Consider the following 24,145-nt stretch of genomic DNA (forward strand, 5'->3'; position numbering starts at 1 on the left):
ATTCTGTGTCTTGCGTCTCGTTGCCCAGACCCACGAGTTTCGGACGCCATGGACATTCCTCGTATGGGAGTACCCGACAAGCTGGCCGCGCGCATGAGCATGGCCGAGCAGCATGAGTACCTGCGCACCAGATTCTCCCGGCGCACCATGATCAGAGGTGGCGCCGTGACGCTCGGCGCCGTCGCCGGTGGCGCGTTCGTGCCGGGCGCCACCGCCCAGGCGGCCGTGCCCACGCAGCGCACCGCCGCCGCCACCGAGACGGTCGACGGCGCGCTCGTCGCCCCCTTCGGTCGCCACCTCGCCTACGGCAACGACCCGCGCACAGAGATGACCGTCTCCTGGCAGGTCCCCGTCGCCGTGAAGAATCCGTTCATCCGCATCGGCGCCCAGCCCTGGGACCTCTCCCGCAAGATCGAGGCCGAGGTCCGCACCCTCTACACCCCGGCCGGTGTCGGCGCGAGCGGCGACCACATGCAGTACTACCTGCACGCCAAGCTCACCCACCTGCGCCCCGGCAGGACCTACTACTACGGCGTCGGCCACGACGGCTTCGACCCGGCCGAGCCGCACCTCGCGGGCACCCTGGGCACCTTCACCACCGCCCCCGCCCACAAGGCGCCGTTCACCTTCACCGCCTTCGGCGACCAGGGCGTCAGCTACCACGCCCTGGCCAACGACAGCCTGATCCTCGGCCAGAACCCGGCCTTCCACCTGCACGCAGGCGACATCGCCTACGGCGACCCGGCCGGCCAGGGCAAGGCCACCGACACGGGCTTCGACTCGCGCACCTGGGACCAGTTCCTGTACCAGACCGAGTCGGTCGCCAAGCAGATCCCGTGGATGGTCAGTTACGGCAACCACGACATGGAGGCCTGGTACTCGCCCAACGGCTACGGCGGCGAGGAGGCCCGCTGGACCCTCCCGGACAACGGCCCGGACGCCAGGAACCTGCCGGGCGTGTACTCCTTCGTCCACGGCAACACCGCGGTCATCTCGCTGGACCCGAACGACGTCTCCTTCGAGATCCCGGCGAACCTGGGCATCTCCGGCGGAACCCAGACCAAGTGGTTCGAGGCCCAGCTGAAGACGTACCGGGAGTCGAAGGACGTCGACTTCATCATCGTGTTCTTCCACCACTGCGCGTACTGCACGTCCACGGCGCACGCCTCGGAGGGGGGCGTGCGCCAGGAGTGGGTGCCGCTGTTCGAGAAGTACCAGGTGGACCTGGTCATCAACGGCCACAACCACCAGTACGAGCGCACCGACGTCATCAAGACCGGCGCCGTCACCAAGAAGCTCCCGATCGGCGGCACCGCCTACCCCGAGACCGAGGGCGTGGTCTACGTCACCGCCGGCGCGGCGGGCCGCAGCCTGTACGCGTTCAGCGCCCCGGACTCCTACGAGGGCCACGAGCACGAGGTCGACTCGGTGGCGTCCTTCATCAACACCAAGGACGGCAAGGTCAACGAGACCGTCACCTGGTCCCGGGTCCGCTACCTCAACTACTCCTTCCTGCGCGTGGACGTCTGCCCCGCGCCGCAGGGCCGCCAGACCACGCTGAAGGTGTCGGGCATCGCCGAGACCGGCGACCGCATCGACCACTTCACGGTGTCCCGCGCGGCCAAGTAACTCCCTGAGCCGGGCCGCGGGCGGTCCTCACGCGCGCTCTCACATGCGTTTGAGGACCGCCTGCTTGGCCAGGGCGAACTCCTCGTCGGTCAGCACCCCGCCGCGGTGCAGCTCACCCAGCTCGCGCAGGCGCCGGAGCTGGGCGTCGTGGTCGTTCTCGGCGGCAGGCCCCTTGGCGAGCTGCACCGGCTCGCGGCGTACGGCGTCCACCTCGGCGGGGGCCGCGGGATGCGGCAGCCGCGCCTGTACGGCGGCGGCCACCAGGGCCATCAGCGGATCCTTCTTGAACCCCCACAGCTCGACCGCGTTCGGGTCGTACTTGGGCGGGGCCGTCACCGGGGCGCCGCGCACCAGGAAGCGCAGATGGCCGTTCTCCAGACCGGCCGCCGGCTGCCACTCCACGCCGACGACGTCCGCGAGGGGGATCGTGCGGGGGCCGCCGGAGGACTTGGCGTCCTCCGTCTTCCAGTTCCACTCCAGCCGCACCCGTTCCCCGTCGAAGTGGATCCGGTGAAACCCCGTCCAGCAGCAGGGCGTTGCGCACCTCGTCCGCGAAGTACTCGGCGACGCCGTGCCGGTCGGACTCCACCGTCAGCTGGTACGGGTCGTTCGGCTCGCCGAGCCGGCCGCCGGTGGCCTGCGTCAGCGGATCGGCGCCGTCGCGCAGCCGCAGCCTGAGCCGCCCCGACTTCCTCCCCTGCTCGAAGGAGACACCGGCCAACGCCCCCAGCAGTATGAGGAGTTCGCCCAGCTCGCGGCGGAGCGGGCTCACGTTCTTGTCCCGCCCCGGAGTGAGCCGCAGGACATCGCCGTCGAAGGCCCAGGTGCCGTCCTTCTGGATGATTTCCGCCATGGAGGGATTGTTTCATCGGATCTGCGGGAGAGTGGTCTCGACCACTTTTGAAGGGAGCGCATGTGAGACGGAACCACAGCACGACTCCCCGAACGACCCGCATCCTCGGTTCACTGCTGCTACTGGCGGCAGCCGGGGTCTTCACCCTCGGCGCGGCCCCCGAGGCGCAGGCGGCCGCCCCGACACCGCTGGACCGGGTGGTCCCGGCACCCGCCGCGGTCGCCCCCGGCGGGCACCCGTACCGCATCACCTGGGCGACCGGCGTCCACGTCGACGACTCCGCCGAGGTCCGCCGCATCGGCACGTACCTCGCGGGCATCCTGCGCCCCTCGACCGGCTATCGACTGCCGATCACCACCGACCAGGGCGCGGGAGGCATCCAACTCCACCTCGCCCAGGGCGACTTCGGCGCCGAGGGCTACCGGCTGCACAGCGACCCGGCCGGCGTCAGCATCACCGCGAGCGCCCCCGCCGGCCTCTTCCACGGCGTCCAGACCCTGCGTCAGCTCCTCCCGGCCGCCGTGGAGAAGAAGACCGCCCAGCCCGGCCCCTGGCAGATCGCCGGCGGCACCATCGAGGACCGCCCCCGCTACTCCTACCGGGGCGCCATGCTGGACGTCTCCCGGCACTTCTTCACCGTCGCTCAGGTCAAGCGGTACATCGACCAGTTGGCCATGTACAAGATCAACGAGCTGCATCTGCACCTCAGCGACGACCAGGGCTGGCGCATCGCCGTCGACTCCTGGCCGCGCCTCGCCACCTACGGCGGCTCCACCGAGGTCGGCGGCGGCAAGGGCGGGTACTACACCAAGGCCGAGTACCGCGACATCGTCTCCTACGCCGCCTCCCGCTATCTGGAGGTCGTCCCCGAGATCGACATGCCCGGCCACACCAACGCTGCCCTCGCCTCCTACGCCCAGCTCAACTGCGACGGCGTGGCACCCCCGCTGTACACCGGCACGCAGGTCGGCTTCAGCTCGCTGTGCGTGCCGAAGGAGGTCACCTACGACTTCGCCGACGACGTCATCCGGGAGCTGGCGGCCCTCACCCCCGGCCGCTACCTCCACATAGGAGGCGACGAGGCGCACTCCACCAGCCACACCGACTACGTGAAGTTCATGGACCGCGTGCAGCCGATCGTCGCCAAGTACGGCAAGACCGTCATCGGCTGGCACCAGCTCACCGGCGCCCACCCGGCCAAGGGCGCCCTCGCCCAGTACTGGGGCCTGGACGGCACCAGCGCGACCGAGAAGGCCCAGGTCGCCAAGGCCGCCCAGAACGGCACCGGACTGATCCTGTCCCCGGCGGACCGTCTCTACCTCGACATGAAGTACACCAGCAGCACCGGGCTGGGCACGAAGTGGGCCGGTTACGTCGAGGTCCAGCGCTCGTACGACTGGAACCCCGGCAACTACCTCCCCGGCGCCCCGGCTTCGGCCATCCAGGGCGTGGAGGCCCCGCTGTGGTCGGAGACCCTGAAGACGTCGGCCGACATCGAGTACATGGCATTCCCGCGCCTTCCGGGCGCGGCCGAACTGGCCTGGTCCCCGGCGGCCACCCACAACTGGAACACCTACAAGCTCCGCCTGGCCGCCCAGGCCCCCCGCTGGGACGCCCTCGGCATGAGCTACTACCACTCACCGCAGGTCCCCTGGCCGAAGAGCTGACCACACACGGACGGGCACCCCGGAGGACCGTACTCCGGGGTGCCCGTCAGCGTGTCGACCGCTGGTACTCCAGCAGGACTTCCCTAGATCCTTTGCCGATGCAATTCAGAGACAGGTGTGGCTGCCAGTCGAATTGCACGTCGGACCGTTGGGAAATTCCCTGTCAGTAGGCGCTGTTGACGTTGTCGATCGAGCCGTAGCGGTGGTACGCGTAGTTGCAGGCCGCGGTGATGTTGGCGACCGGGTCGTAGATGTCCGACGAGGTGCCCGGCACGTGGTACGCGTCGAACGTCGGCTGGATCACCTGGAGCAGGCCCTTGGACGGGGTGCCCTTGACGGCGTTGGAGTCCCAGAGGTTGATGGCCTTCGGGTTGCCGGAGGACTCACGCATGATGTTGCGGTGGATGCCGTTGTAGGTGCCCGGAATGTTGTTCTTGGCCATGACCGCCAGGGAATGCTTGATCCAGCCGTCCAGGTTGTTGGTGTAGGTCTGGCCCGAGGAGGACGGCGTGCTGGACGGTGCCGCCGTGGTCGAGGCCGCCGTGGACGAGGCCGACCCGGTGGGCAGGGTGAGGACCTGCCCAATCTGGATGATGTAGGGGCTGGCGAGGTGGTTGGCCGACGCGATGGCCTGCCAGCCGCCCGGCACATGGAGGGATCGGGCGATCGACGTCAGATGGTCGCCGGCCTTGACGGTGTAGGCGGTCGTGCCGGTGGACGTGGCGGCAGCGGCCTGAGCGGTGCCCGCGGCCGTGCAGGCCAGGGCGAACGTGCCGACGGTGACGGCGCCGCCGGCGAGGAATCGGCGGGACCGGGATGAGGTCTTGCGGGCATGACGGGGCATGGAGCGGTCCTTTTCCGAGAATTGGATCACCTGCAGTTGCCGATTCCCTTCGGCAAACAGCACTGCATTTCGTTTAGCGGTGCGCTGCGGCGGGAATATTGTTAATACGCTGGGAATAAGCTGGCAATTGCCCTATTTACTAACCGGGCTAGTTGTCCTCCGGTGCCGGGTTCGGTCAGGGCCCCGGGAAATCCGGAAGTTAAGGGCAGCTCGAAGTCCTAGGGGGCTTCGTAAGTGAATTGGGTCACGTGGCCCAGGTCAAACGACTCAACGGCTTAAATACGGAAATAGCAGGACTTTGCGGCAAATTAGATTAAATCGGACATCGAGGCATGTATAAGTCGGCGCCCCGGAGGACCGTGCTCCGGGGCGCCCGTCCGTTTGTGAGCTGTCAGAGGCCGGCGATCGGGTTCTTCAGCATGCCGACGAGCTGGAGCGCGCCGGAAGGATCGGTGAGGTCCACCATCTGCCTGTTGTTGCGCAGCTGGAGCCGGTTCAGGCAGGACAGGGCGAACCGAGGGGCGAAGATGTCGTAGTGCCGGAACTTGCCGGCAAGTTCCGGATTCGCGTCCTGGTACTCACGGGTGACCTCCGCGACCGTGCGCCAGAAGGCCTCCTCCTTCAGGATCTCCTCGGCGGCGAGATGGGCGGCGAGGAAGCGGAAGAAGCAGTCGAAGACGTCGGTGAAGACCGACAGGAGCTTCTTGTCCTCGGGTACGTCCACGCGGACGCGTGCGACCTCCGGCGGGAGGACGGCGTCCGGGTCCATCACCGCGATCTCCTCGGCGATGTCCTTGTAGACCGCCCGCTGCACGGCCCCGTCCCTCAGTACTAGGATCACGTTCTCGCCGTGCGGCATGAACACCAGGTCGTAGGCGTAGAAGCTGTGCAGGAGCGGGGTGTAGTAGGCACGGAGGTAGCGCCGTAGCCACTCCGTCGGGGTGAGACCCGACCGTTCGATCAGCGCGGCCGCGAAGGAGGCGCCGGCGTGGTCCACGTGCAGCAGGGAGGCCATGGTCGCCAGCGACTCGCCGTCCCGCAGCGAGGGCACCGGGCTCTCCCGCCACAGCGCGGCCAGCATCTTGCGGTACGGCGAGTAGCGGTCGGTGGCCTGCTCGTACTCCAGGTGCCGGTAGCCGACCGCTGCACGCTCCCGGATGATCGACAGGCCCGTCGATTTCAGCACCGGGTCGTTCTCGATCAGCTGGACCAGCCAGTCGTTGATCGCCGGGGTCGCCTCCATGTAGGCGGCAGAGAGTCCCCGCATGAAGCCCATGTTGAGGACCGACAGGGCCGTCTTCACATAGTGCTTCTCTGGGTGGGAGGTGTTGAAGAAGGTGCGTATGGATTGCTGGGCCAGGTACTCGTCGTCACCCTCGCCGAGGCAGACCAGATGCCCGCGGGCCACCTCGGCGGCGAAGGTCACGGAGAGCTTGTTCCACCACTGCCAGGGGTGGACCGGGATGAGGAGGTAGTCGGCGGGGTCCAGGCCCTGGTCGGTGAGGGTGGTGCGGAAGCGGGTCAGCGTCGGCTCGCCCAGCTCCTCCCGCAGGAAGGACTCGTACTCGACTCCGGCGCCCGCCGTGAACGCGGCACGCGAGCGGTGCGCGGCCAGCCACACCAGCCGGACGGGGCTCGCGGTCTCCGGGGCGTACGACAGGTACTCGTGGATGCCGAACCCGAGCCGCCCGTTGTTCGCGACGAAGCAGGGGTGCCCCTCGGTCATCCCGGTCTCGATGGCCTGGAAGCCGCTGCCGGCCAGCTCGGCCGAGGTGATGCGGGGCTTGGTGAGCTTGTAGCAGGTGCCGGCGAGGGTGGAGGAGATCTCCTCCAGGTAGACCGGCAGGACCTCGTCGCTCAGGCCCAGGGATTTCCTCAGCTCGATGAAGAAGTCCAGGGCGGACAGCGGAAGTGCGGCGCCGTCGCGGTGGCGGGTGATCGAGTCGGGGTCGATCTGCCAGTGGTCGAGGGCGCGGCGGACGGCGGCGAACCGGTACGTGATTCCCCCGTCGTCGCTGCGGACGACGTACCGGCCGCCGTCGCCGACCTCGGGCGTGATCAGGCGCTCGTGCGCGAACTCCGCGAGCGCCTTGCGGATGAGCAGGCGGTTGGCGGTCGCCCAGCGCTCGGGGGAGAGGTGGGCCACGGCATCGGCGAGGCTCATATGGCCACCCCCGTCGCGGCGGCGAACTGCTCGCGGGTGCAGAAGCTCAGCAGGGCCTGCTTCTCCGGCTTCCGGATCTCCCGCTCGGGCACGAACCCGACGGCCTCGTTCAGGGCGTGCACGGCCTTGTTGTCCACGTCCGGTTCGACCACGACTCGCTGTACCGCGGGGTCCTCGAAGAGGTGGGCCATCACGGCGGTGATGACGGCCCGCGTGAACCCGTGCACGGGCGTGTCGGTCGGTGCGACCATGAAGTGCATGCCGACGTCGCCCGGCCGGGGCTCGTACAGGCCGGCCAGCTCCCGCTGCGCGGGGTCGTACTTCTCCATCAGGAAGACCGGCTCCCCGTCGTGCAGCCCGAGCAGAGCGTGGTGGTGCTCGTCCGCCGCGATCTCCATGTAGGCCCGCTCGACGTCCTCCGGCTTCGCGTCCTGCATCATCCAGAAGGACGCCTTGGCATCGGTGACCCAGGAGTGCAGGAGTTCGCCGTCCCTCAGTGGGTCGACGCTACGGAAAGTGAAGATCATACGGCGAACTCCTGGAACGCGATCGTCTTCTCGACCGGGTAGTACTCGGTGCCGAGCAGCTGGCGGATGATGGACGAGTTGCGGTACGCGCCCATGCCCAGGTCGGGGCTGGTGATGCTGTGGGTGTGCACGCCCGCGTTCTGCAGGAAGACGCCGCGGCCGGTGACGTCGATGGCGTAGTTGCGGGCGACGTCGAAGCGGCCGTGGCCGTCGAAGAGGAGGCGGTCGCGGATCGGGGCGAGGAAGGCCGGGGGCTCGTAGCGGTAGCCGGTGGCCAGCAGCAGGCCCTCGGTGCGGATCTCGAAGTCCTTGTCCTGCTCGTCCTGGTGGAAGCCGAGGGTGAAGGTGCCGTCCTCGTAACCGGCCCAGGTGAGCGTGGAGTTGGTGAGGAGGCGGGTGGGGACCGGGCGGTCGCCGCTCTCGACGTTCTTCAGGTAGAGCAGATCGAAGATCGAGTCGATCAGATCCGAGTTGATGCCCTTGAACAGGCACTTCTGCTGCTTCTCCAGCCGGTAGCGGGTCTCCTCGGGCAGCGCGCGGAAGTAGTCGATGTAGTCCGGGGAGGTCATCTCCAGGGTCAGCTTGGTGTACTCAAGCGGGAAGAACCGCGGGGAGCGGGTGACCCAGTTCAGCTGGTAGCCGTAGAAGTCGATTCCGGCGAGCAGTTCGTGGTAGATCTCGGCGGCGCTCTGGCCGCTGCCGACGATCGTGATGGACTTCTTCGCCCGCAGCTCCGCCTTGCGCTGCATGTACTGGGAGGTGTGCAGGAAGTCGCCGGCCAGATCCCGGCAGGCCCGCGGGACGTAGGGGGTCGTCCCCGTGCCCAGGACCAGGTGCCGGGCACGGAACGTTTCACCGGCCTCGGTGCGGACGACGTACCGCTCGTCCTCGTACGTCACCTCGGTGACCGTCGTGCCGAAGCGGACGCTGCTGAGTTTGCTCGCCGCCCAGCGGCAGTAGTCGTCGTACTCGATCCGCAGCGGATAGAAGTTCTCGCGGATGTAGAACGAGTACAGTCTGCCCTTCTCCTTCAGGTAGCTGAGGAAGGAGTACGGCGAGGTCGGGTCGGCGAGGGTGACCAGGTCCGACATGAACGGGGTCTGGAGATGGGCGCCGTCCAGGAACATCCCGGCGTGCCACTCGAAGTCGGGCTTGGAGTCCAGGAAGACCCCGTTCAGGCCGGTGATGGGCTCGGTGAGGCAGGCGAGGCCGAGGTTGAAGGGGCCGAGCCCGATGCCCACGAAGTCGTAGGTCCGGCTGGCTTCAGGACGCGCGGTCAAGGGGCTCTCCCAGGTACTGCTCGGCGTGGCCGGCGATCAGGTCGAGGACGGCGGTGATGTCGGCCGCCCGTGTCTCGGGGTTGAGCAGGGTGAACTTCAGGTAGTGGCGGCCGCCGACCTTGGTGCCCGCGACCACGGCGTCACCGGAGGCGAACAGGGCCTTGCGGGCGTAGAGGTTGGCGCGGTCGATCTCGGCCGGGTCGGTGACGGCCGCCGGGATGTAGCGGAAGACCACGGTGGACAGCGTGGGTTCGACGACGACGTCGAAGCGGGGATCGGCGGAGAGCAGCCTCCAGCCCTCGTGGGCCAGGTCGCAGACCTCGTCGAAGAGCTGCCCGATGCCGTCGGCGCCCATCACCCGCAGGGTCATCCAGAGCTTGAGGGCGTCGAAGCGCCGGGTGGTCTGCAGGGACTTGTCCACCTGGTTGGGGATGCGTTCCTGCACCATGCGGCGCGGGTTGAGGTACTCGGCGTGGTAGGTGGCGTGGCGCAGGGTGGCCGCGTCCCGGACCAGCACGGCGGAGGAACTCACCGGCTGGAAGAAGGACTTGTGGTAGTCGACCGTGACGGAGTCGGCGCGTTCGATGCCCGCGAGGCGGTCCCGGTGCTTGAGGGAGGCGAGCAGCCCGCAGCCGTAGGCCGCGTCGACGTGCAGCCACACGCCGTACTGGGCGCACAGCTCGGCGATCTCCGGGAGCGGGTCGATGGAGCCGAAGTCGGTGGTGCCGGCGGTGGCGACGACGGCCATCGGGACCAGCCCGTCGCGCCGGCAGCGCTCCAGCTCGTGGGCGAGGGCGACGGTCTGCAGCCGCTTGTCGTGGTCGACGGGGACCGGGACGACCGCCTCCTGGCCGAGGCCCAGCAGTTTGGCGGACTTCTTCACGCTGAAGTGGCTCTCCTCGGAGGCGAAGATCCGCAGCCCGGCGACGGAATCCGTCTTCGCCTCCTCCCTCGCCAGCAGCAGCGCCTGGAGGTTGGACTGGGTGCCGCCGGAGGTGAACACGCCGTCGGCGGCGGGTCCGAGGCCGATCCGATCGGCCGTCCAGTCGATGAGCCTGCGCTCGATGAGGGTGCCGCTGGCCGACTGGTCCCAGGTGTCGAGGGAGGAGTTGACGGCGGAGAGCACGGCCTCGCCGAGCACCGCCGGGATGACGACCGGGCAGTTGAGGTGGGCGAGGTAGCGGGGGTGGTGGAAGTAGACCGCGTCGCGGAGGTAGACGTCCTCCAGCTCGTCCAGGACGGCCGCGGTGTCGCCGAGCGGGCGGTCCAGGTCGATGGCGTCGATCCGGGGGGAGAGGGCGTCGACGGTGACGCCGGTGAACGGACGGTCGGTGGTGGCGAGTTTGGCCGCCACCCGCTCGACTCCTTCGGTCACGGAGCTGCGGTAGTGCTCCGCGGTGAGGCCATTGAGCAGGTGCGAGCGCATGTGGGGGTCCTCCGAGGGGACAGTCCGTGCGGGGATTGAACGGAACCGCTTTAACTAAGGTTAGCCTAACCTAACTTTCTTGGATCAAGGCATGCCTCACCCGTGACCGGTGTCACGCGCAAGGCAGCTACCTGCTCAGGGGAGTTACTACTCCGCGGCCCGCAGTTCTTCCTCGGCCAACCCCTGGCGCCAGTACCCGACGAAGGTCACCCGCCGCCGGTCGACCCCGCGCTCGCCGACGAAGTGCCGCCGCAGCGCCTTCACCTGCCCCGACTCGCCGGCGATCCACACGTACGGCCGCCCGGCTGGGGGAAGTTGTGCGGCCCGTACGGCGTCGACGGCCATGGGGGACCCGTCGTGCCGTACGAGCCACGTGATCTCCGCGTCCGCCTCCGTGCGCACGTCCTGGATGTCACCGGCGTGCGGCACCTCCAGCCAGGCCCGGGAGCGGGTGCCGGCCGGGAGGGATTCGAGGATGGCGGTCGCGGCCGGTACGGCGGTCTCGTCGCCCCACAGGACGACCAGGTCGGTGTCCTCGGGCGGGCGGAAGCGGATGGCGCGGTTGTCGGCGATCGCCGGACCGAGCACCAGCACCCGGTCGCCGGGGGTGGCCCGGGAGGCCCAGCGGGAGGCGGGGCCGGCGGGGGTGGCCGCGCCGGACCCGATGCCGTGCAGCGCGAAGTCGATGTCGATCTCGACCGTGCTGCCCTCGGCGTCCCGGCGCAGGGACCGGAGCGTGTACGAACGCATCACGGCCCGTACGTCATCGGGCAGTTCGCGCCAGGCCCGCCACCATCCTTCCCCCAGGTCCAGGGGTACGACAGGCTTCGGCTGGCCAGGGTGCGGGAGGAACAGCGAGACGGACTGGTCGCGTCCGTCGGAGTGGAACGCGTGCAGATCGGTCCCGCCGAAGGTGACGCGAACGAGAGACGGCCCCAGCCGCCTCGTCCGTACGACCTGCAGAGAGAAGAATCGGAACGGGGCGGCTACGGCCGTCGTCATGAGGGACTCCTCAGCCAACCTTCTTGGCCTTCTCCAGGGCCTCGGCCAGACTCGTCAGCAGTGGCACGCACTTGTCGTACGAGAGAATCGGCTCGGGCGACCGGGCGATGACCTGACCCGCCTTCACCGCGGGCAGTTTCTTCCAGGTCGGCTTGGTGATGTCGGCCGGCTGGATGGCCGACGACCGGTCGTCCATCATGATGATGTCGGCCTTGTACTTGTCGACGTTCTCCCAGCTCAGCGACTCGTACCAGCCGCCGCCCTGCTTCTTGGCGCTCTCCGGCGGCTCGACGAAGTTCACGCCGAGGGCCTTGAAGTACTCCAGGTCGATGGAGAGGTTGGTGCCGGAGACGTAGAACAGTTGGTCGCTGGCGCTGCCGGCCATGACCTTGATGTCCGGCTTGGCCTTGGCGGCGGCGCGCAGCCGGGCGGCCGCGGCCTCGAACCGCGTCTTGGCGTCGGTCACCTTCGCGGCCTTCATGTCCGCGCCCAGCGACTCGGCCAGCTCCCACATGCGCTGCAACGGCTGGGTGAGCCGGCGGTCATAGACGGAGATACCGATGCTGGGGGCCAGCTGGGCGATCTTCTTCTTCGACTCCTCGGGGACGTACCAGAGGGTGCCGGCGCCGTCGAACATCGTCGTGATCAGCACGTCCGGCGCGAGGGAGGCGTACTTCTCGACGCTGAACTGGCCCCAGGCGTTGCCGAGGACCGTCACCTTGCTGACGTCCATGTCGCCGGCCTGGACATCGGCCTTGCCGTCCTTGGTCGTCGTCGGACCGAAGACGCCCTTGACCTGGATGCCGTAGTCGTGGAGCGCGGCGCCGACGCCGGTGAAGGCGACGATGTTCGCGGGGAGCTTGTCGAGCTTCACGGTCGTGCCGCGGTCGTCCTTGAAGGACCAGGGGCCCGACTTGGCGGCCTTCGTGCCGCCGTCGGAGCCACTGTCTTTGCCCTTGCCGTCCCCGCAGGCGGCGAGCGCGGCACCGAGTCCGACGGCGCCGCAGGCGGCGAGGAGGCCGCGGCGAGTGAGGTGGGTGGCACGGGCGTGGGACATGGGTATGACTGCTTTCGAACGGGGCGGAGCGCCCGCCGGACAGGTTCGAAGGTAGGTTAGCCTAACCTTCCTTGTTGTCCAGGGGTGGGGTCTGCGCTCCTTGTTCCGTACGGGACCGCCCCCAGCCCTCCGCAGGAGTCACCCATGTCCAAGCCCCGCTTCGCCGTCCTCGGCGCCGGCAGTATCGGCTGCCATCTCGGCGGCCACCTCGTCGCCGCCGGGTACGACGTGGCATTCATCGGCCGGTCCGCCGCCATGGACGTGCTGCGCGAGCGGGGGCTCACCCTCAGTACGTCCGTCAGGCCGCCCGTCCATCTGACGCCGGACCAACTCACCCTCGCCACCGGTCCGGAGGCCGCGGCCGGTGCGGACTATGTGCTGGTCACCGTGAAGACCGCCGGCACCGAGGCCGCCGCCAAGGAGCTCGCCGCTCAACTCGCCCCCGGTGCCGTGGTGGTCAGCTTCCAGAACGGGCTGCACAACCCGGCCACCCTGCGCGCCGCGCTCCCCGGTCACACCGTGCTGGCCGGGATGGTGCCCTACAACGTGGTGCAGTCCGAGCCGGGCACCGTGCACCAGGGCATGCCGGGCAGGCTGATGACCGAGCCCGACGACAGGCTCTTCGCCGCCTTCCGCGGGGCGGGCCTGGCCATCGAGGCCCGTACCGACATGTCCGGGGTGCAGCACGCCAAGCTGCTGATGAACCTCAACAACGCGATCAACGCCCTGTCCGGGCTGCCGCTCCGCGACCAGCTCGGCCGGCGGGCCTACCGGCGCTGCCTCGCGCTGTGCCAGCGCGAGGCCCTCGCCGCCTACCGCGCCGCCGGGGTCACCCCCGCCCGCCTCGGCCCCACCGCGCCCGGCGTCACCCCGTACGTACTGGGGCTGCCCGACGCCCTCTTCCGCCGGGTGGCGGCGGCGTCCCTGCGGATCGACGCCCACGCGCGCTCCTCGATGTGGGAGGACCTGCAGCGCGGCCGGCCCACGGAGGTCGACTCACTGCAGGGCGAGATCGTCGCCCTCGCCACGGCCCATGGACGCAGCGCCCCCGTGAACGCGCGTCTCGCCGCCCTGGTGCATGAGGCGGAGTCCACGCCGCGCACCTGGACGGGACCGGAGCTGTACGCCGAGCTGCGCGCGGCGCGCTGAACCGGCGACCGGAACGCGTCACAAATCCCGTTCCAGGCGCCCGAGTCACCGCAGTCAACCCTCGTCGGCCGACGAACCGGCCCCGCGCTGCCAGTGCACGCGCGGGGCCGGAACCGTCCGATCAGCCGGAGCTCAGCTCACCAGGCCCAACTCCCGGGCGATCAGCATCCGCTGGACCTCGCTCGTGCCCTCGCCGATCTCCAGGATCTTGGAGTCGCGCCACATGCGGGCCACCGGGTACTCGTTCATGAAGCCGTAGCCGCCGTGGATCTGGGTGGCGTCACGGGCGTTGTCGACGGCGACGGTGGAGGAATACAGCTTGGCCAGGGCCGCCTCCTTCTTGAAGGGCTCGCCCGCGACCAGCCGGGAGGCCGCGTCGCGCCAGGCCAGGCGGGCCGTGTGGGCCTTCATCTCCATGTCGGCGATCTTGAACTGGATGGCCTGGTTGGCACCGATGGGCCGGCCGAAGGCCTGGCGCTCCTTGGCGTACTTCACCGACTCGTCCACACAGCCCTGGGCCAGGCCGGTGGCGAGCGCCGCGATGGCGATACGGCCCTCGTCCAGGATGCGCAGGAACTGGGCGTAGCCGCGGCCCTCCTCGCCGAGCAGGTTGGCGGCGGGGACCCGGACATCGGCGAACGACAGCTCGCGGGTGTCGGAGGCGTTCCAGCCGACCTTCGAGTAGGGCGCCGCCACCGTGAAGCCCGGGGTGCCGGACGGGACGATGATCGACGAGATCTGCGGCTTGCCGTCCGGCTTGCGGCCGGTCACGGCGGTCACCGTCACCAGGCCCGTGATGTCCGTGCCCGAGTTGGTGATGAAGCACTTGGTGCCGTTGATCACCCATTCGTTCGTGTCCGGGTCCAGGCGGGCCGTCGTACGGGTAGCGCCCGCGTCGCTGCCGCCGTCCGGCTCGGTCAGGCCGAAGGCGCCCAGGATCTCCCCGGTGCACAGGCGGGGCAGCCACGCGCGCTTCTGCTCCTCGGTGCCGAAGAGGTGCAGGGGCATGGCGCCGAGCGAGACTCCGGCCTCCAGGGTGATCGCCACCGACGAGTCCACCCGGGCCAGTTCCTCCAGCGCGATGCCGAGCGCCAGATAGTCGCCGCCCATGCCGCCGTACTCCTCCGGGAACGGCAGCCCGAACAGGCCCATACGGCCCATCTCGCGGACGATCTCGTACGGGAACTCGTGCCGCTCGTAGAAGTCGCCGATCTTCGGCGCCACGACGTCGTGCGCGAACTCCTCCACCGTACGACGGAGTTCCTCCAGCTCGGGGCTGAGACGGTGGTCCATGCTGATCACTGGTCCTTGTGGGAGAGAGCGCGGACGGTACGGGACGGGCTGGGCCGGTCCAGATGGGCGGCCATCCACACGCTGGTGGCGGTCAGACGGCCGAGGTCGACCCCGGTCTCGATGCCGAGTCCGCGCAGCATCCAGACGAGGTCCTCGGTGGCGAGGTTGCCGGTGGCGGACTTCGCGTACGGGCAGCCGCCGAGGCCGCCGGCCGAGGCGTCCACGGTGGTGACGCCGTGCTGGAGGGCCGCCAGGGTGTTGGCGAGCGCCTGGCCGTAGGTGTCGTGGAAGTGCACGCCGATCATGTTCGTCGGCACGCCCTCCTCGTTGAGCAGGGAGAGGAGTTCGAGAACGTGGCCGGGGGTGGCCACGCCGATCGTGTCGCCCAGGCTCAGCTCGTCGCAGCCCATGTCCCTGAGGGCCGTGCAGACGCGGGCCACCTGGTGCAGCGGGACGGCACCCTCCCAGGGGTCGCCGAAGCACATGGACACATAGCCGCGCACATGCACGCCCCGGTCCTTGGCCTGCCGCACCACCGGCTCGAACACGGCCAGCGACTCGTCCAGCGTGCGGTTGAGGTTGGCCTTCGCGAAGGACTCGGTGGCGCTGGCGAACACGGCGACCCGGTCGGCGCCGAGCGCCAGCGCCCGGTCCAGGCCGCGCTGGTTGGGCACGAGCACCGGCAGCGCGACGCCTTCAAGCTCGCTGACCAACGGGAACAGCTGCTCGGCGTCCGCCAGTTGGGGCACCCACTTGGGATGCACGAAGCTCGTCGCCTCGATCGTCGTCAGGCCCGCGTCGGCGAGCCGGCGGATGAACTCCGCCTTGATCTCGGTCGGTACGGTCCGCTTCTCGTTCTGCAGTCCGTCACGCGCGCCGACCTCGTGGATCCGCACCCGCGCGGGCAGATCGGAAGCCGGTACGACCATGGGCAGTTGCTCGGCGGTCACTTACGCCACCTCCTCGTGCGGTGCGATCACGGCCAGCACCTGGTCCATCGCGACCGTCGCGCCCGGGGTCACGTCCAGTTCGGCGACCGTGCCGGCGTGCGGGGCGGAGATGACGTGCTCCATCTTCATCGCCTCCACCACCAGCAGGCTCTGCCCGGCGGCCACCTCGTCGCCGACGGCCACCTTGACCACGGTCACCGTGCCGGGCATCGGCGCGGTGAGGGAGTCGGCACCGGCGTGCGCGGACCGGCTGAGGGACGCGGCCACCGGGTCGTGGTCCCGCACCTGCCAGGCGTCGCCGTCGCGGCCGATCCAGTCACCGGCCCGGTGGAAGGTGTGCCGGACGCCGTCGAGGGCGACGCAGACCGTGGCACCGGTGACGGTGGAGCTGCCGCGCGGGGTGTACGTCACCGGGTCCTGCACCCGCAGGTGGAAGGCGGGCGGCTTCGGGGTGCCGCCGAGCCGCCAGCCGCTCGGCACCGAGAAGGGGTCGACCCAGCCGTCCGTACGGGGCTCCAGCGCCTTCGCGCGTACGGCCGCGGCCGCCTCGTACACCTCCTCCGGTACGTCCGTGGTGACCAGCTCGTCCACCACGCGCTCCACCAGCCCGGTGTCCAAGTCCCCCGCTACTACCGACGGATGGGCCAGCAGCCGCCGCAGGAAGCCCGCGTTGGTCTGCACGCCCAGCGTGACCGTCTCGGCGAGCGCCGACCGCAGCTTCCTGAGCGCGGTCTCCCGGTCGGGGGCGTGGGCGATCACCTTGGACAGCATCGGGTCGTACAGGCTGCCCACCTCGGTGCCCTCGCTGAGCCCGGAGTCGGTGCGGATGCCGTCGCCCCGCGGCTCGTTCAGCAGCAGGACGGTGCCGCCGGAGGGCAGGAAGCCGCGCGCGGGGTCTTCGGCGCAGATCCGGGCCTCGACCGCGTGCCCGGTCAGCGTCACGTCGTCCTGCGAGAAGCCCAGCTCCTCCCCGGCCGCGACCCGCAGCTGCCACTCCACCAGGTCCAGGCCGGTGATCAGCTCCGTGACCGGGTGCTCCACCTGGAGGCGGGTGTTCATCTCCATGAAGTAGTACGCGGACGGGTCGCCGCCCGGCACGATGAACTCCACCGTGCCCGCGCCCCGGTACCCGCAACTGCGGGCCGCCTGCACGGCGGCCTCGCCCATCGCCGCGCGCGTGGCCTCGTCGAGGAGGACGCTCGGCGCCTCCTCGATGATCTTCTGGTGCCGCCGCTGCAGCGAGCACTCGCGCTCGCCGAGGTGCACGACGTTCCCATGGCCGTCGGCCAGCACCTGGATCTCGATGTGCCGGGGCCGGTCGATCCACCGCTCCACCAGCAGGGTGTCGTCGCCGAAGGAGGCGCGGGCCTCGCGCCGGGCGGCGGCGATCTCCTCCTCCAGCACGGTCATGTCCCGCACCAGCCGCATGCCCTTGCCGCCACCGCCGGCGGAGGGCTTGAGCAGCACGGGCGCGCCCAGCGCGCGGGCCGCCTCGGCCAGTTCGGGGTCACGTCCGCCGGGCACCACCGGCACCCTGGCCGCCTGCACCGTCTCCTTGGCGCGGATCTTGTCGCCCATGAGGGCGATCGCGTCCGCCGGCGGTCCGATGAAGACGAGCCCCGCCTCCTCGCACGCCCGGGCGAAGCCGGCGTTCTCGGCGAGGAAGCCGTAGCCCGGGTGGACGGCCTGGGCGCCGGTGCGGGCGGCGGCGTCCAGCAGGCGGTCGGTGGACAGATAGCTCTCGGCGGCCGGTGCCGGGCCGATCCGTACCGCCGTGTCGGCCTCCCGGACGTGCCGCGCGTCGGCGTCGGCGTCGGAGAAGACCGCCACCGAGCGCACGCCCAGCGAGCGGAGCGTACGGATGACGCGTACGGCGATCTCGCCCCGGTTGGCGACCAGCACTGTGTCGAACACGGTTCCCCTCCTCACATCCGGAAGACGCCGAACTGGGGGTCTCCCAGAGGCGCGTTGGCGCAGGCCGTCAGGGCGAGTCCGAGCACCTGACGGGTCTGAAGCGGGTCGATCACGCCGTCGTCCCAGAGGCGGGCGGTGGCGTAGTAGGCGTTGCCCTGGCGCTCGTACTGCGCGCGGATCGGTGCCTTGAAGGCGTCCTCGTCCTCGGCGGGCCAGGCCTCTCCCCGGGCCTCCAGCTGGTCGCGCTTGACCGTGGCGAGGACGCTGGCGGCCTGCTCGCCGCCCATGACGGAGATCTTGGCGTTGGGCCACATCCACAGGAAGCGGGGGGAGTAGGCCCGGCCGCACATCGAGTAGTTGCCCGCGCCGTACGACCCGCCGACGACGACGGTCAGCTTGGGCACGCGCGTGCAGGCGACGGCCGTCACCATCTTGGCGCCGTGCTTGGCGATACCGCCCGCCTCGTAGTCCTTGCCGACCATGAACCCGGAGATGTTCTGCAGGAACACCAGCGGGATCCCGCGCTGGTCGCACAGCTCGATGAAGTGGGCGCCCTTCTGGGCGGACTCGGAGAAGAGGATGCCGTTGTTGGCGACGATCCCGACCGGGTGGCCGTGGATCCGGGCGAAGCCGGTGACCAGGGTCTGCCCGAACTCGCTCTTGAACTCGGCGAAACGGGAGCCGTCGGTGATACGGGCGATGATCTCGCGTACGTCGTAGGGGGTACGGGAGTCGACCGGGACGGCGCTGTACAGCCCGTACGGGTCGATCTTCGGCTCCACGGCCGGCTGGACCTCCCAGGGCAGGGACTGCCGGGCCGGGAGGGTGGCGACGATGTTCCGCACGATCCTGAGGGCGTGCGCGTCGTCCTCGGCGAGGTGGTCGGTGACGCCGGAGATCCGGGAGTGGACCTCGCCGCCGCCCAGCTCCTCCGCCGTGACGACCTCGCCGGTGGCGGCCTTCACCAGGGGCGGCCCGCCGAGGAAGATCGTCCCCTGGTTGCGGACGATCACGGCCTCGTCGCTCATGGCCGGGACGTACGCACCACCGGCCGTGCACGACCCGAGGACCGCCGCGATCTGGGGGATCCCCGCGCCGGACATCCGGGCCTGGTTGTAGAAGATCCGCCCGAAGTGGTCCCGGTCCGGGAACACCTCGTCCTGCATGGGCAGGAAGGCACCGCCGGAGTCCACGAGATAGACGCACGGCAGGCGGTTGTCGAGGGCGATCTCCTGGGCGCGCAGGTGCTTCTTCACGGTCATCGGGTAGTACGTGCCGCCCTTGACGGTCGCGTCATTGGCGACGATCACGCACTCGCGCCCGCTGACCCGCCCGATCCCGGCGATCACCCCGGCGGCCGGGGCCTGCCCGTCGTACATCCCGTCGGCCGCGAGGGGTGCCAGTTCCAGGAACGGCGACCCCGGGTCGAGCAGTGTGTCCACCCGGTCCCTCGGCAGCAGCTTGCCCCGCGCGGTGTGCCGGGCCCGCGCCCTCTCGCCGCCGCCGAGGGCCGCCGCGGCCAGCTTGCCGCGCAGCTCCTCCACGAGCGCGAGATGAGCCTGTTCATTGGCCCGCCAGGCCTCCGACGCGGGATCTGCCGCGCTGTGGAGCTCCGGTGCCTCCTGCATCCTGCGGTCCCCTCACCCGGTGATCGAACCTGTGATCCGCTGTTAATGAGCGTTAACCATTTCCTTCAGGTTAACGACCGCTAACCTCCCTGTCTAGAATTGCCTGCATGGTCACCAGAACCGACGCCCCGACCCGCCGCGAGCAGATCCTCAAGGAGGCCGCCCGGCTCTTCGCCGAGCGCGGTTTCCACGGCGTCGGCGTCGACGAGATAGGCGCCGCGGTGGGCATCAGCGGCCCCGGCCTCTACCGGCACTTCCCGGGCAAGGACGCGATGCTCGCCGAGCTGCTGGTCGGCATCAGCGGCCAGCTGCTGACGGGCGCGAAGCGCCGCCTGGCGGAGGCCGACGGGGACAGCCGGCCCGCCGCCGTCCTGGACTCCCTGATCGAGGGCCACATCGACTTCGCCCTGGACGATCGTCCACTCATCACCCTGCACGACCGCGAGCTGGACCGCCTGCGCGACAGCGACCGCAAGCTGGTGCGCCAGCTCCAGCGGCAGTACGTCGAGCTGTGGGTGGAGGTCGTACGGGAGGTGTATCCCGCACTGTCCGAGCCCTCGGCCCGCTCGGCCGTCCACTCGGTCTTCGGCCTGCTGAACTCCACACCGCACCTGGGACGCGCGGGCACCTTGCCGGGCCGGGGGGCCACGGCGGCCCTGCTGCACCGGATGGCGCGGGGGGCGTTCGAGGCGGCGGGGGAGAAGTGAGGCCGGCAGCGCAGCGGTGACCTGGCGGGAGGATCGGCGGTGCGTCGGCGTCGCCCGCGCCCGCGCAGCCGACCGGGGGCGGCGCATGACGTACACCGCCCCGGCGGCCGACCCCCGGTGAGCACCTGACACGCGCCCCCGGCCCGACCCCGATCCGCCGACCCGTCTCCCCCCGGACCGCACCGGCGCGGTCGCCGGCTTTCCCGCGTACGCGCGCCTCCGTGTCGCACTGTGAGCCCCGTCGCCCCGGCCGGAGAGTGACCTGCGTCTCTGGACGCCTCCCCGTACTCGCCGGTATCTTCGAGTCTGAGCAAGCGCTTAGACAGGTACCTGGAGGTGGGCGGCGTGCGCCGTACGGTGTTCAACGAGGATCACGAGGCGTTCCGGGAGACCCTGCGCGCCTTCATCGAGGCCGAGGTCGTCCCGGTCTACGACGAGTGGTTCGCCGCCGGCCAGGCGCCGCGCGACTTCTACTACAAGCTCGGTGAGCTGGGCATATTCGGGATCAACGTGCCCGAGGAGTTCGGCGGCGCGGGCCTGGACAGCCACAAGTTCGAGGCCGTCCTCTACGAGGAGACCGCCCGCGCGGGCGTGAGCTTCGGCGGCTCCGGCGTACACGTGCTGCTCGCCCTGCCGTACATCAAGATGCTCGCCACCGACGAGCAGAAGAAGCGCTACCTGCCGAAGTTCGTCACCGGCGAGGAGATGTGGGCCATCGCGATGACGGAGCCGGGCACCGGCTCCGACCTCGCGGGCATGAAGTCCACCGCCAAGCTCAGCGAGGACGGCACGCACTACGTCCTCAACGGCGCCAAGACCTTCATCACCGGTGGCGTCCACGCCGACCGTGTGATCGTCTGCGCCCGCACCTCCGCGCCGACCGCCGAGGACCGCCGCCACGGCATCTCCCTGTTCGCCGTGGACACCAGGTCCGAGGGCTACTCCGTCGGCCGCAAGCTGGACAAGCTGGGCCTGAAGACCTCCGACACCGCCGAACTGGCCTTCGTCGACGTCAAGGTGCCGGTCGAGGACCTGCTGGGCGAGGAGAACAGGGGCTTCTACTACCTCGGCCACAACCTGGCCTCCGAGCGCTGGGGCATCGCCTTCGGCGCCTACGCGCAGGCCAAGGCCGCCGTCCGGTTCGCCAAGCAGTACGTCCAGGAGCGCACCGTCTTCGGCAAGCCGGTCGCCCACTTCCAGAACACCAAGTTCGAACTGGCCGCCTGCCAGGCCGAGGTGGACGCCGCCGAGGCCGTCGCCGACCGCGCGACCGAGGCCCTGGACGCCGGTGAGCTGACCCCCGCCGAGGCAGCCTCCGCCAAGCTGTTCTGCACCGAGGTCGCCCACCGCGTCATCGACCGCTGCCTCCAACTGCACGGCGGCTACGGCTACATGAACGAGTACCCGATCGCCCGCCTGTACGCGGACAACCGCGTCAACCGCATCTACGGCGGCACCAGCGAGATCATGAAGACGATCATCGCGAAGGACATGGGCCTGTAAGACGGACCTGTCACCATCGCAATCACTGGCCTGTACAACTAGATGCCATGAGCCAGGCACTCCAGGATCTCCTCGATCTGCTCGACCTGGAGCAGATCGAGGAGAACATCTTCCGCGGCCAGTCCCGCTCCGCCGTCGTACCCCGCGTCTTCGGCGGGCAGGTCGCGGCGCAGGCGCTGGTCGCCGCGGGGCGTACGGTCCCCGCGGACCGGCCCGCCCATTCGCTGCACGCGTACTTCCTGCGTCCCGGCGACCCCGGCGCGCCGATCGTCTACACCGTCGACCGCATCCGCGACGGCCGGTCCTTCACCACCCGCCGTGTGGTCGCCGTCCAGCACGGCAAGCCGATCTTCCATCTCTCGGCGTCCTTCCAGACGTACGAGGAGGGCCTGGAGCACCAGGCACCCATGCCCGCCTCGGCCGACCCGGCGACCCTGCCCACCTCGCAGGAGCGGCTGCGCGGCTACGACCACCTCGCCCCCGAGGTCGTCGAGAAGTTCATCGAAGCCCGCGAGGCGATCGACCTCAGGTACGTGGACGAGCCGCCGTACGGGCAGTTCGGCGCGCCGCGCGAGCCGCACTCGCAGGTGTGGTTCCGCACCAACGGCAAGCTGGACGACGATCCGTTGCTGCACGTCGTGCTCGCCACCTACGTCTCCGACATGACCCTCCTCGACTCCGTGCTGCTCGCGCACGGCCGTGGCGGCTGGGCGGTCGGTGACGTCGTGGGCGCCTCCCTGGACCACGCGATGTGGTTCCACCGCCCCTTCCGGGCCGACGAATGGCTGCTGTACGACCAGGAGTCGCCGTCCGCGCACGGCGGCCGGGGCCTCGGTCAGGCCCGTATCTACACGCAGGACGGACAGCTCGCGATCACCGTCATCCAGGAGGGTGTCGTCCGCGTCCCGCGTGGCTGATGTTGCTCCGAGGTGCCGAGTGACGGGTGTGAAGCTAGTCTCTATGAGTGAGCGCCGCAGTACACGGTGTAACCGGCCGACGGTTTCCGGATCCCGGGAATGGCAAACGTCGGCGGCGACGTCCGTGCAGTCAATCCTCTGCGGTGACACCTGAAGAGCGCGCCGTGACGTCCCCCACAGTGAGCACGGCGCCGACCATCCGCCCCGTGTCTTCCTCGTGGAGCCGCGGGAGATGATGGAAACAGAAGGGTAACTTCCCATGCGAGCACAGCGCGTCAAGCGTTACATCGTCATGTCCACAGCAAGCTTCCTGCTGGCGGGCGGAGCCGCGATCGGCACAGCGGGCACCGCCTCGGCAGCCCCCGCACAGCACACCCTCAGTGTCCACAGCCGGCTCGTTGACTGTGGTTGTGGTTGGGGCTGGGGTTGGCATCACCGCCACCACCGCCGCGGCTGGGGCGGCTGGGGCGGCTGGGGCGGCTGGGGCCGCTGGGGCGGGGGCTGGGGCGGCTGGGGCAACGCCAGCTGGGGCAACTGGGGCAACGGCGGCTGGGGCAACGGCGGCTGGGGCAACTGGGGCAACGGCGGCTGGGGCAACGGCGGCTGGGGCAACGGTGGCTGGAGCAGCAGCGGCAACAGCAGCGGCAAGAGCAACACCAACACAAACACCAACACCAACACCAGCAACATGAGTAACAGCAGCGGCAGAGGCAACACCTGATCCGGTGCCGATCACGCCCACACTGTGCGGCTCCGCGTGCGGGGCCGCACAGTGCCGTGCCGGAGCGGTGCCGAGGCGGGTCAGGAGAGTCCCGCCTCCGCCAGCAGATACGCCGTCAGCGGGTCGTAATGGCGGGGGCTGGCGACATGGTCGTCCAGCGGTACGACGACCTGGAGGGTGCCCTCGGACTCGGCGAGGAACAGCGCCGGGTCGTTGCAGTCGGCGTAACCGACGGAGTCGATACCGTGCTGACCCGCGTATCCGGCCCATCCATGGTCGGCGACGACCAGGTCCGGCAGCGGGCGTCCCTCGCGCTCAAGTCCGTTCAGAATGGCCCGCATCGGCTCCCCGGAGTGGGTGTGCCACAGCGTCGCCCCGTGCTCCAGCACCGCCACGTCCGCGAACTGCATCACGTACCCCTCGTCCGTCTGCAGCCCGTCCGGGATGACCACGATCTCGCAGCCGGCGGTCCGCAGCGCGGCGGCCGTGGCCCGGTGCACGTCCAGCAGGCCGCCCGGGTGGCCCGTCGCGAACAGCACCCGCTGCCGGTCCTCCGCCGCCTTGTGCAGCCGCGCCGCCATCCGCTCCAGCGCGTCCACGGTCAGCTCGGGGTCGATCGTGTCCTGCCCGTACCGGTACTCGGGATCGTCGTTGACGCCGACTCTCTCCGCCATCACGGCGAGCACGTCCTGCTCGTCCGTCCAGCGGTCGCCCAGCTCCAGGCCGAGCCAGAAGTTGCGGACACCGTTGGCGAGCTGACGGTAGTGGGAGAGGTTGTTCTCGCGGGGCGTGGCGACGTCCCCCGCGATACGGGTCCTCACCAGGTGGTCGACGAGCTGGGCGCGGCTGGGTGTCCCGGGTATCGGCATGCCACCATTGTGAGGCAGCGCGCCACGGCCGTCCTCGGCATATCG

Annotated in this window: 19 protein-coding genes and 1 pseudogene; 7 read left to right on the forward strand and 13 right to left on the reverse strand. The window is 69.8% G+C overall.

The genetic code is table 11. The annotated features are described in order from the left end of the window. Positions 1-63: 63 nt before the first annotated feature. A complete protein-coding gene (locus tag AB0M27_RS09345; RefSeq protein WP_365719589.1) occupies positions 64-1,629 on the forward strand; it encodes a metallophosphoesterase family protein in 1,566 nt (521 codons plus the stop codon). A gap of 39 nt (positions 1,630-1,668) precedes the next feature. Here AB0M27_RS09345 and AB0M27_RS09350 read toward each other — a convergent pair. Continuing rightward, a pseudogene (locus AB0M27_RS09350) lies at positions 1,669-2,482 on the reverse strand (DUF4429 domain-containing protein). A gap of 62 nt (positions 2,483-2,544) precedes the next feature. Here AB0M27_RS09350 and AB0M27_RS09355 point away from each other — a divergent pair. After that, complete coding sequence (locus AB0M27_RS09355; protein ID WP_365719591.1) at positions 2,545-4,149, forward strand: beta-N-acetylhexosaminidase; 1,605 nt, start codon at positions 2,545-2,547, stop codon at positions 4,147-4,149. 163 nt (positions 4,150-4,312) lie between these two features. On the opposite strand, the gene AB0M27_RS09360 is transcribed toward AB0M27_RS09355, so the two are convergent. The 7 genes from AB0M27_RS09360 to AB0M27_RS09390 all read right to left on the reverse strand — a co-directional run bounded on the left by AB0M27_RS09360 (position 4,313) and on the right by AB0M27_RS09390 (position 12,449). Continuing rightward, positions 4,313-4,993, reverse strand: a complete 681-nt coding sequence (locus tag AB0M27_RS09360; RefSeq protein ID WP_365719593.1) for a LysM peptidoglycan-binding domain-containing protein — start codon at positions 4,991-4,993, stop codon at positions 4,313-4,315. Between the two features lie 391 nt (positions 4,994-5,384). Beyond that, a complete protein-coding gene (locus tag AB0M27_RS09365; protein ID WP_365719595.1) occupies positions 5,385-7,157 on the reverse strand; it encodes an IucA/IucC family siderophore biosynthesis protein in 1,773 nt (590 codons plus the stop codon). Continuing rightward, a complete protein-coding gene (locus tag AB0M27_RS09370) occupies positions 7,154-7,684 on the reverse strand; it encodes a GNAT family N-acetyltransferase (RefSeq protein ID WP_365719597.1) in 531 nt (176 codons plus the stop codon). The genes AB0M27_RS09365 and AB0M27_RS09370 overlap by 4 nt, the downstream gene beginning before the upstream one ends. Continuing rightward, the gene (locus AB0M27_RS09375; protein ID WP_365719599.1) at positions 7,681-8,964 is read right to left on the reverse strand and encodes a lysine N(6)-hydroxylase/L-ornithine N(5)-oxygenase family protein; all 1,284 of its coding nucleotides are present in this window, start codon (positions 8,962-8,964) and stop codon (positions 7,681-7,683) included. The genes AB0M27_RS09370 and AB0M27_RS09375 overlap by 4 nt, the downstream gene beginning before the upstream one ends. Further along, positions 8,948-10,390, reverse strand: coding sequence for a lysine decarboxylase DesA (gene desA, locus AB0M27_RS09380; protein ID WP_365719601.1), 1,443 nt, complete (start codon positions 10,388-10,390; stop codon positions 8,948-8,950). The genes AB0M27_RS09375 and desA overlap by 17 nt, the downstream gene beginning before the upstream one ends. Before the next feature lie 147 nt (positions 10,391-10,537). After that, the gene (locus AB0M27_RS09385) at positions 10,538-11,392 is read right to left on the reverse strand and encodes a siderophore-interacting protein (RefSeq protein WP_365719603.1); all 855 of its coding nucleotides are present in this window, start codon (positions 11,390-11,392) and stop codon (positions 10,538-10,540) included. A 10-nt stretch (positions 11,393-11,402) separates the two neighbouring features. Next, positions 11,403-12,449 carry an ABC transporter substrate-binding protein gene (locus tag AB0M27_RS09390; protein WP_365719605.1) on the reverse strand — a complete coding sequence of 349 codons (1,047 nt, stop codon included), beginning with the start codon at positions 12,447-12,449 and terminating at the stop codon, positions 11,403-11,405. A gap of 144 nt (positions 12,450-12,593) precedes the next feature. Here AB0M27_RS09390 and AB0M27_RS09395 point away from each other — a divergent pair, with 144 nt between their 5' ends. After that, a complete protein-coding gene (locus AB0M27_RS09395; protein ID WP_365719607.1) occupies positions 12,594-13,598 on the forward strand; it encodes a 2-dehydropantoate 2-reductase in 1,005 nt (334 codons plus the stop codon). A gap of 132 nt (positions 13,599-13,730) precedes the next feature. On the opposite strand, the gene AB0M27_RS09400 is transcribed toward AB0M27_RS09395, so the two are convergent. The 4 genes from AB0M27_RS09400 to AB0M27_RS09415 are packed head-to-tail and all read right to left on the reverse strand — an operon-like array spanning position 13,731 to position 19,383. Further along, positions 13,731-14,891, reverse strand: coding sequence for an acyl-CoA dehydrogenase family protein (locus tag AB0M27_RS09400; protein ID WP_365719609.1), 1,161 nt, complete (start codon positions 14,889-14,891; stop codon positions 13,731-13,733). 5 nt (positions 14,892-14,896) lie between these two features. Then, positions 14,897-15,841: a hydroxymethylglutaryl-CoA lyase gene (locus AB0M27_RS09405; RefSeq protein WP_365719611.1), complete on the reverse strand. Its 945-nt coding sequence runs from the start codon at positions 15,839-15,841 to the stop codon at positions 14,897-14,899. Beyond that, complete coding sequence (locus tag AB0M27_RS09410) at positions 15,842-17,755, reverse strand: biotin carboxylase N-terminal domain-containing protein (RefSeq protein ID WP_365719613.1); 1,914 nt, start codon at positions 17,753-17,755, stop codon at positions 15,842-15,844. It abuts the gene before it with no gap. A gap of 11 nt (positions 17,756-17,766) precedes the next feature. After that, the gene (locus AB0M27_RS09415) at positions 17,767-19,383 is read right to left on the reverse strand and encodes a carboxyl transferase domain-containing protein (protein ID WP_365719615.1); all 1,617 of its coding nucleotides are present in this window, start codon (positions 19,381-19,383) and stop codon (positions 17,767-17,769) included. Positions 19,384-19,490: 107 nt separating this feature from the next. On the opposite strand from AB0M27_RS09415, the gene AB0M27_RS09420 reads away from it, so the two are divergent. From AB0M27_RS09420 to AB0M27_RS09435, 4 genes are all read left to right on the forward strand, one after another. Continuing rightward, positions 19,491-20,090: a TetR/AcrR family transcriptional regulator gene (locus AB0M27_RS09420; protein WP_365719617.1), complete on the forward strand. Its 600-nt coding sequence runs from the start codon at positions 19,491-19,493 to the stop codon at positions 20,088-20,090. A gap of 345 nt (positions 20,091-20,435) precedes the next feature. Continuing rightward, complete coding sequence (locus AB0M27_RS09425; protein ID WP_365719619.1) at positions 20,436-21,593, forward strand: acyl-CoA dehydrogenase family protein; 1,158 nt, start codon at positions 20,436-20,438, stop codon at positions 21,591-21,593. Positions 21,594-21,640: 47 nt separating this feature from the next. Continuing rightward, positions 21,641-22,510 carry an acyl-CoA thioesterase II gene (tesB, locus tag AB0M27_RS09430; RefSeq protein ID WP_365719621.1) on the forward strand — a complete coding sequence of 290 codons (870 nt, stop codon included), beginning with the start codon at positions 21,641-21,643 and terminating at the stop codon, positions 22,508-22,510. Between the two features lie 259 nt (positions 22,511-22,769). Beyond that, positions 22,770-23,231, forward strand: coding sequence for a hypothetical protein (locus AB0M27_RS09435; protein WP_365719623.1), 462 nt, complete (start codon positions 22,770-22,772; stop codon positions 23,229-23,231). Between the two features lie 80 nt (positions 23,232-23,311). Here the strand turns inward: AB0M27_RS09435 and AB0M27_RS09440 are convergent, their stop codons facing one another. Next, positions 23,312-24,100, reverse strand: a complete 789-nt coding sequence (locus AB0M27_RS09440) for a phosphatase (protein WP_365719625.1) — start codon at positions 24,098-24,100, stop codon at positions 23,312-23,314. Positions 24,101-24,145 lie beyond the last annotated feature (45 nt).

Source organism: Streptomyces sp. NPDC052107 (assembly GCF_040680215.1).
Lineage (GTDB): Bacteria > Actinomycetota > Actinomycetes > Streptomycetales > Streptomycetaceae > Streptomyces.

What these genes read in the sequence shown, in the direction of transcription:
- AB0M27_RS09385 (WP_365719603.1), bottom strand. Translation starts at nt 11,392, where the DNA reads ATGACGACGGCCGTAGCCGCCCCGTTCCGATTCTTCTCTCTGCAGGTC.
- AB0M27_RS09440 (WP_365719625.1), bottom strand. Translation starts at nt 24,100, where the DNA reads ATGCCGATACCCGGGACACCCAGCCGCGCCCAGCTCGTCGACCACCTG.
- AB0M27_RS09345 (WP_365719589.1), top strand. Translation starts at nt 64, where the DNA reads ATGGGAGTACCCGACAAGCTGGCCGCGCGCATGAGCATGGCCGAGCAG.
- AB0M27_RS09435 (WP_365719623.1), top strand. Translation starts at nt 22,770, where the DNA reads ATGCGAGCACAGCGCGTCAAGCGTTACATCGTCATGTCCACAGCAAGC.
- AB0M27_RS09395 (WP_365719607.1), top strand. Translation starts at nt 12,594, where the DNA reads ATGTCCAAGCCCCGCTTCGCCGTCCTCGGCGCCGGCAGTATCGGCTGC.
- desA (WP_365719601.1), bottom strand. Translation starts at nt 10,390, where the DNA reads ATGCGCTCGCACCTGCTCAATGGCCTCACCGCGGAGCACTACCGCAGC.
- AB0M27_RS09365 (WP_365719595.1), bottom strand. Translation starts at nt 7,157, where the DNA reads ATGAGCCTCGCCGATGCCGTGGCCCACCTCTCCCCCGAGCGCTGGGCG.
- AB0M27_RS09370 (WP_365719597.1), bottom strand. Translation starts at nt 7,684, where the DNA reads ATGATCTTCACTTTCCGTAGCGTCGACCCACTGAGGGACGGCGAACTC.
- AB0M27_RS09400 (WP_365719609.1), bottom strand. Translation starts at nt 14,891, where the DNA reads ATGGACCACCGTCTCAGCCCCGAGCTGGAGGAACTCCGTCGTACGGTG.
- AB0M27_RS09415 (WP_365719615.1), bottom strand. Translation starts at nt 19,383, where the DNA reads ATGCAGGAGGCACCGGAGCTCCACAGCGCGGCAGATCCCGCGTCGGAG.
- AB0M27_RS09420 (WP_365719617.1), top strand. Translation starts at nt 19,491, where the DNA reads ATGGTCACCAGAACCGACGCCCCGACCCGCCGCGAGCAGATCCTCAAG.
- tesB (WP_365719621.1), top strand. Translation starts at nt 21,641, where the DNA reads ATGAGCCAGGCACTCCAGGATCTCCTCGATCTGCTCGACCTGGAGCAG.
- AB0M27_RS09390 (WP_365719605.1), bottom strand. Translation starts at nt 12,449, where the DNA reads ATGTCCCACGCCCGTGCCACCCACCTCACTCGCCGCGGCCTCCTCGCC.
- AB0M27_RS09360 (WP_365719593.1), bottom strand. Translation starts at nt 4,993, where the DNA reads ATGCCCCGTCATGCCCGCAAGACCTCATCCCGGTCCCGCCGATTCCTC.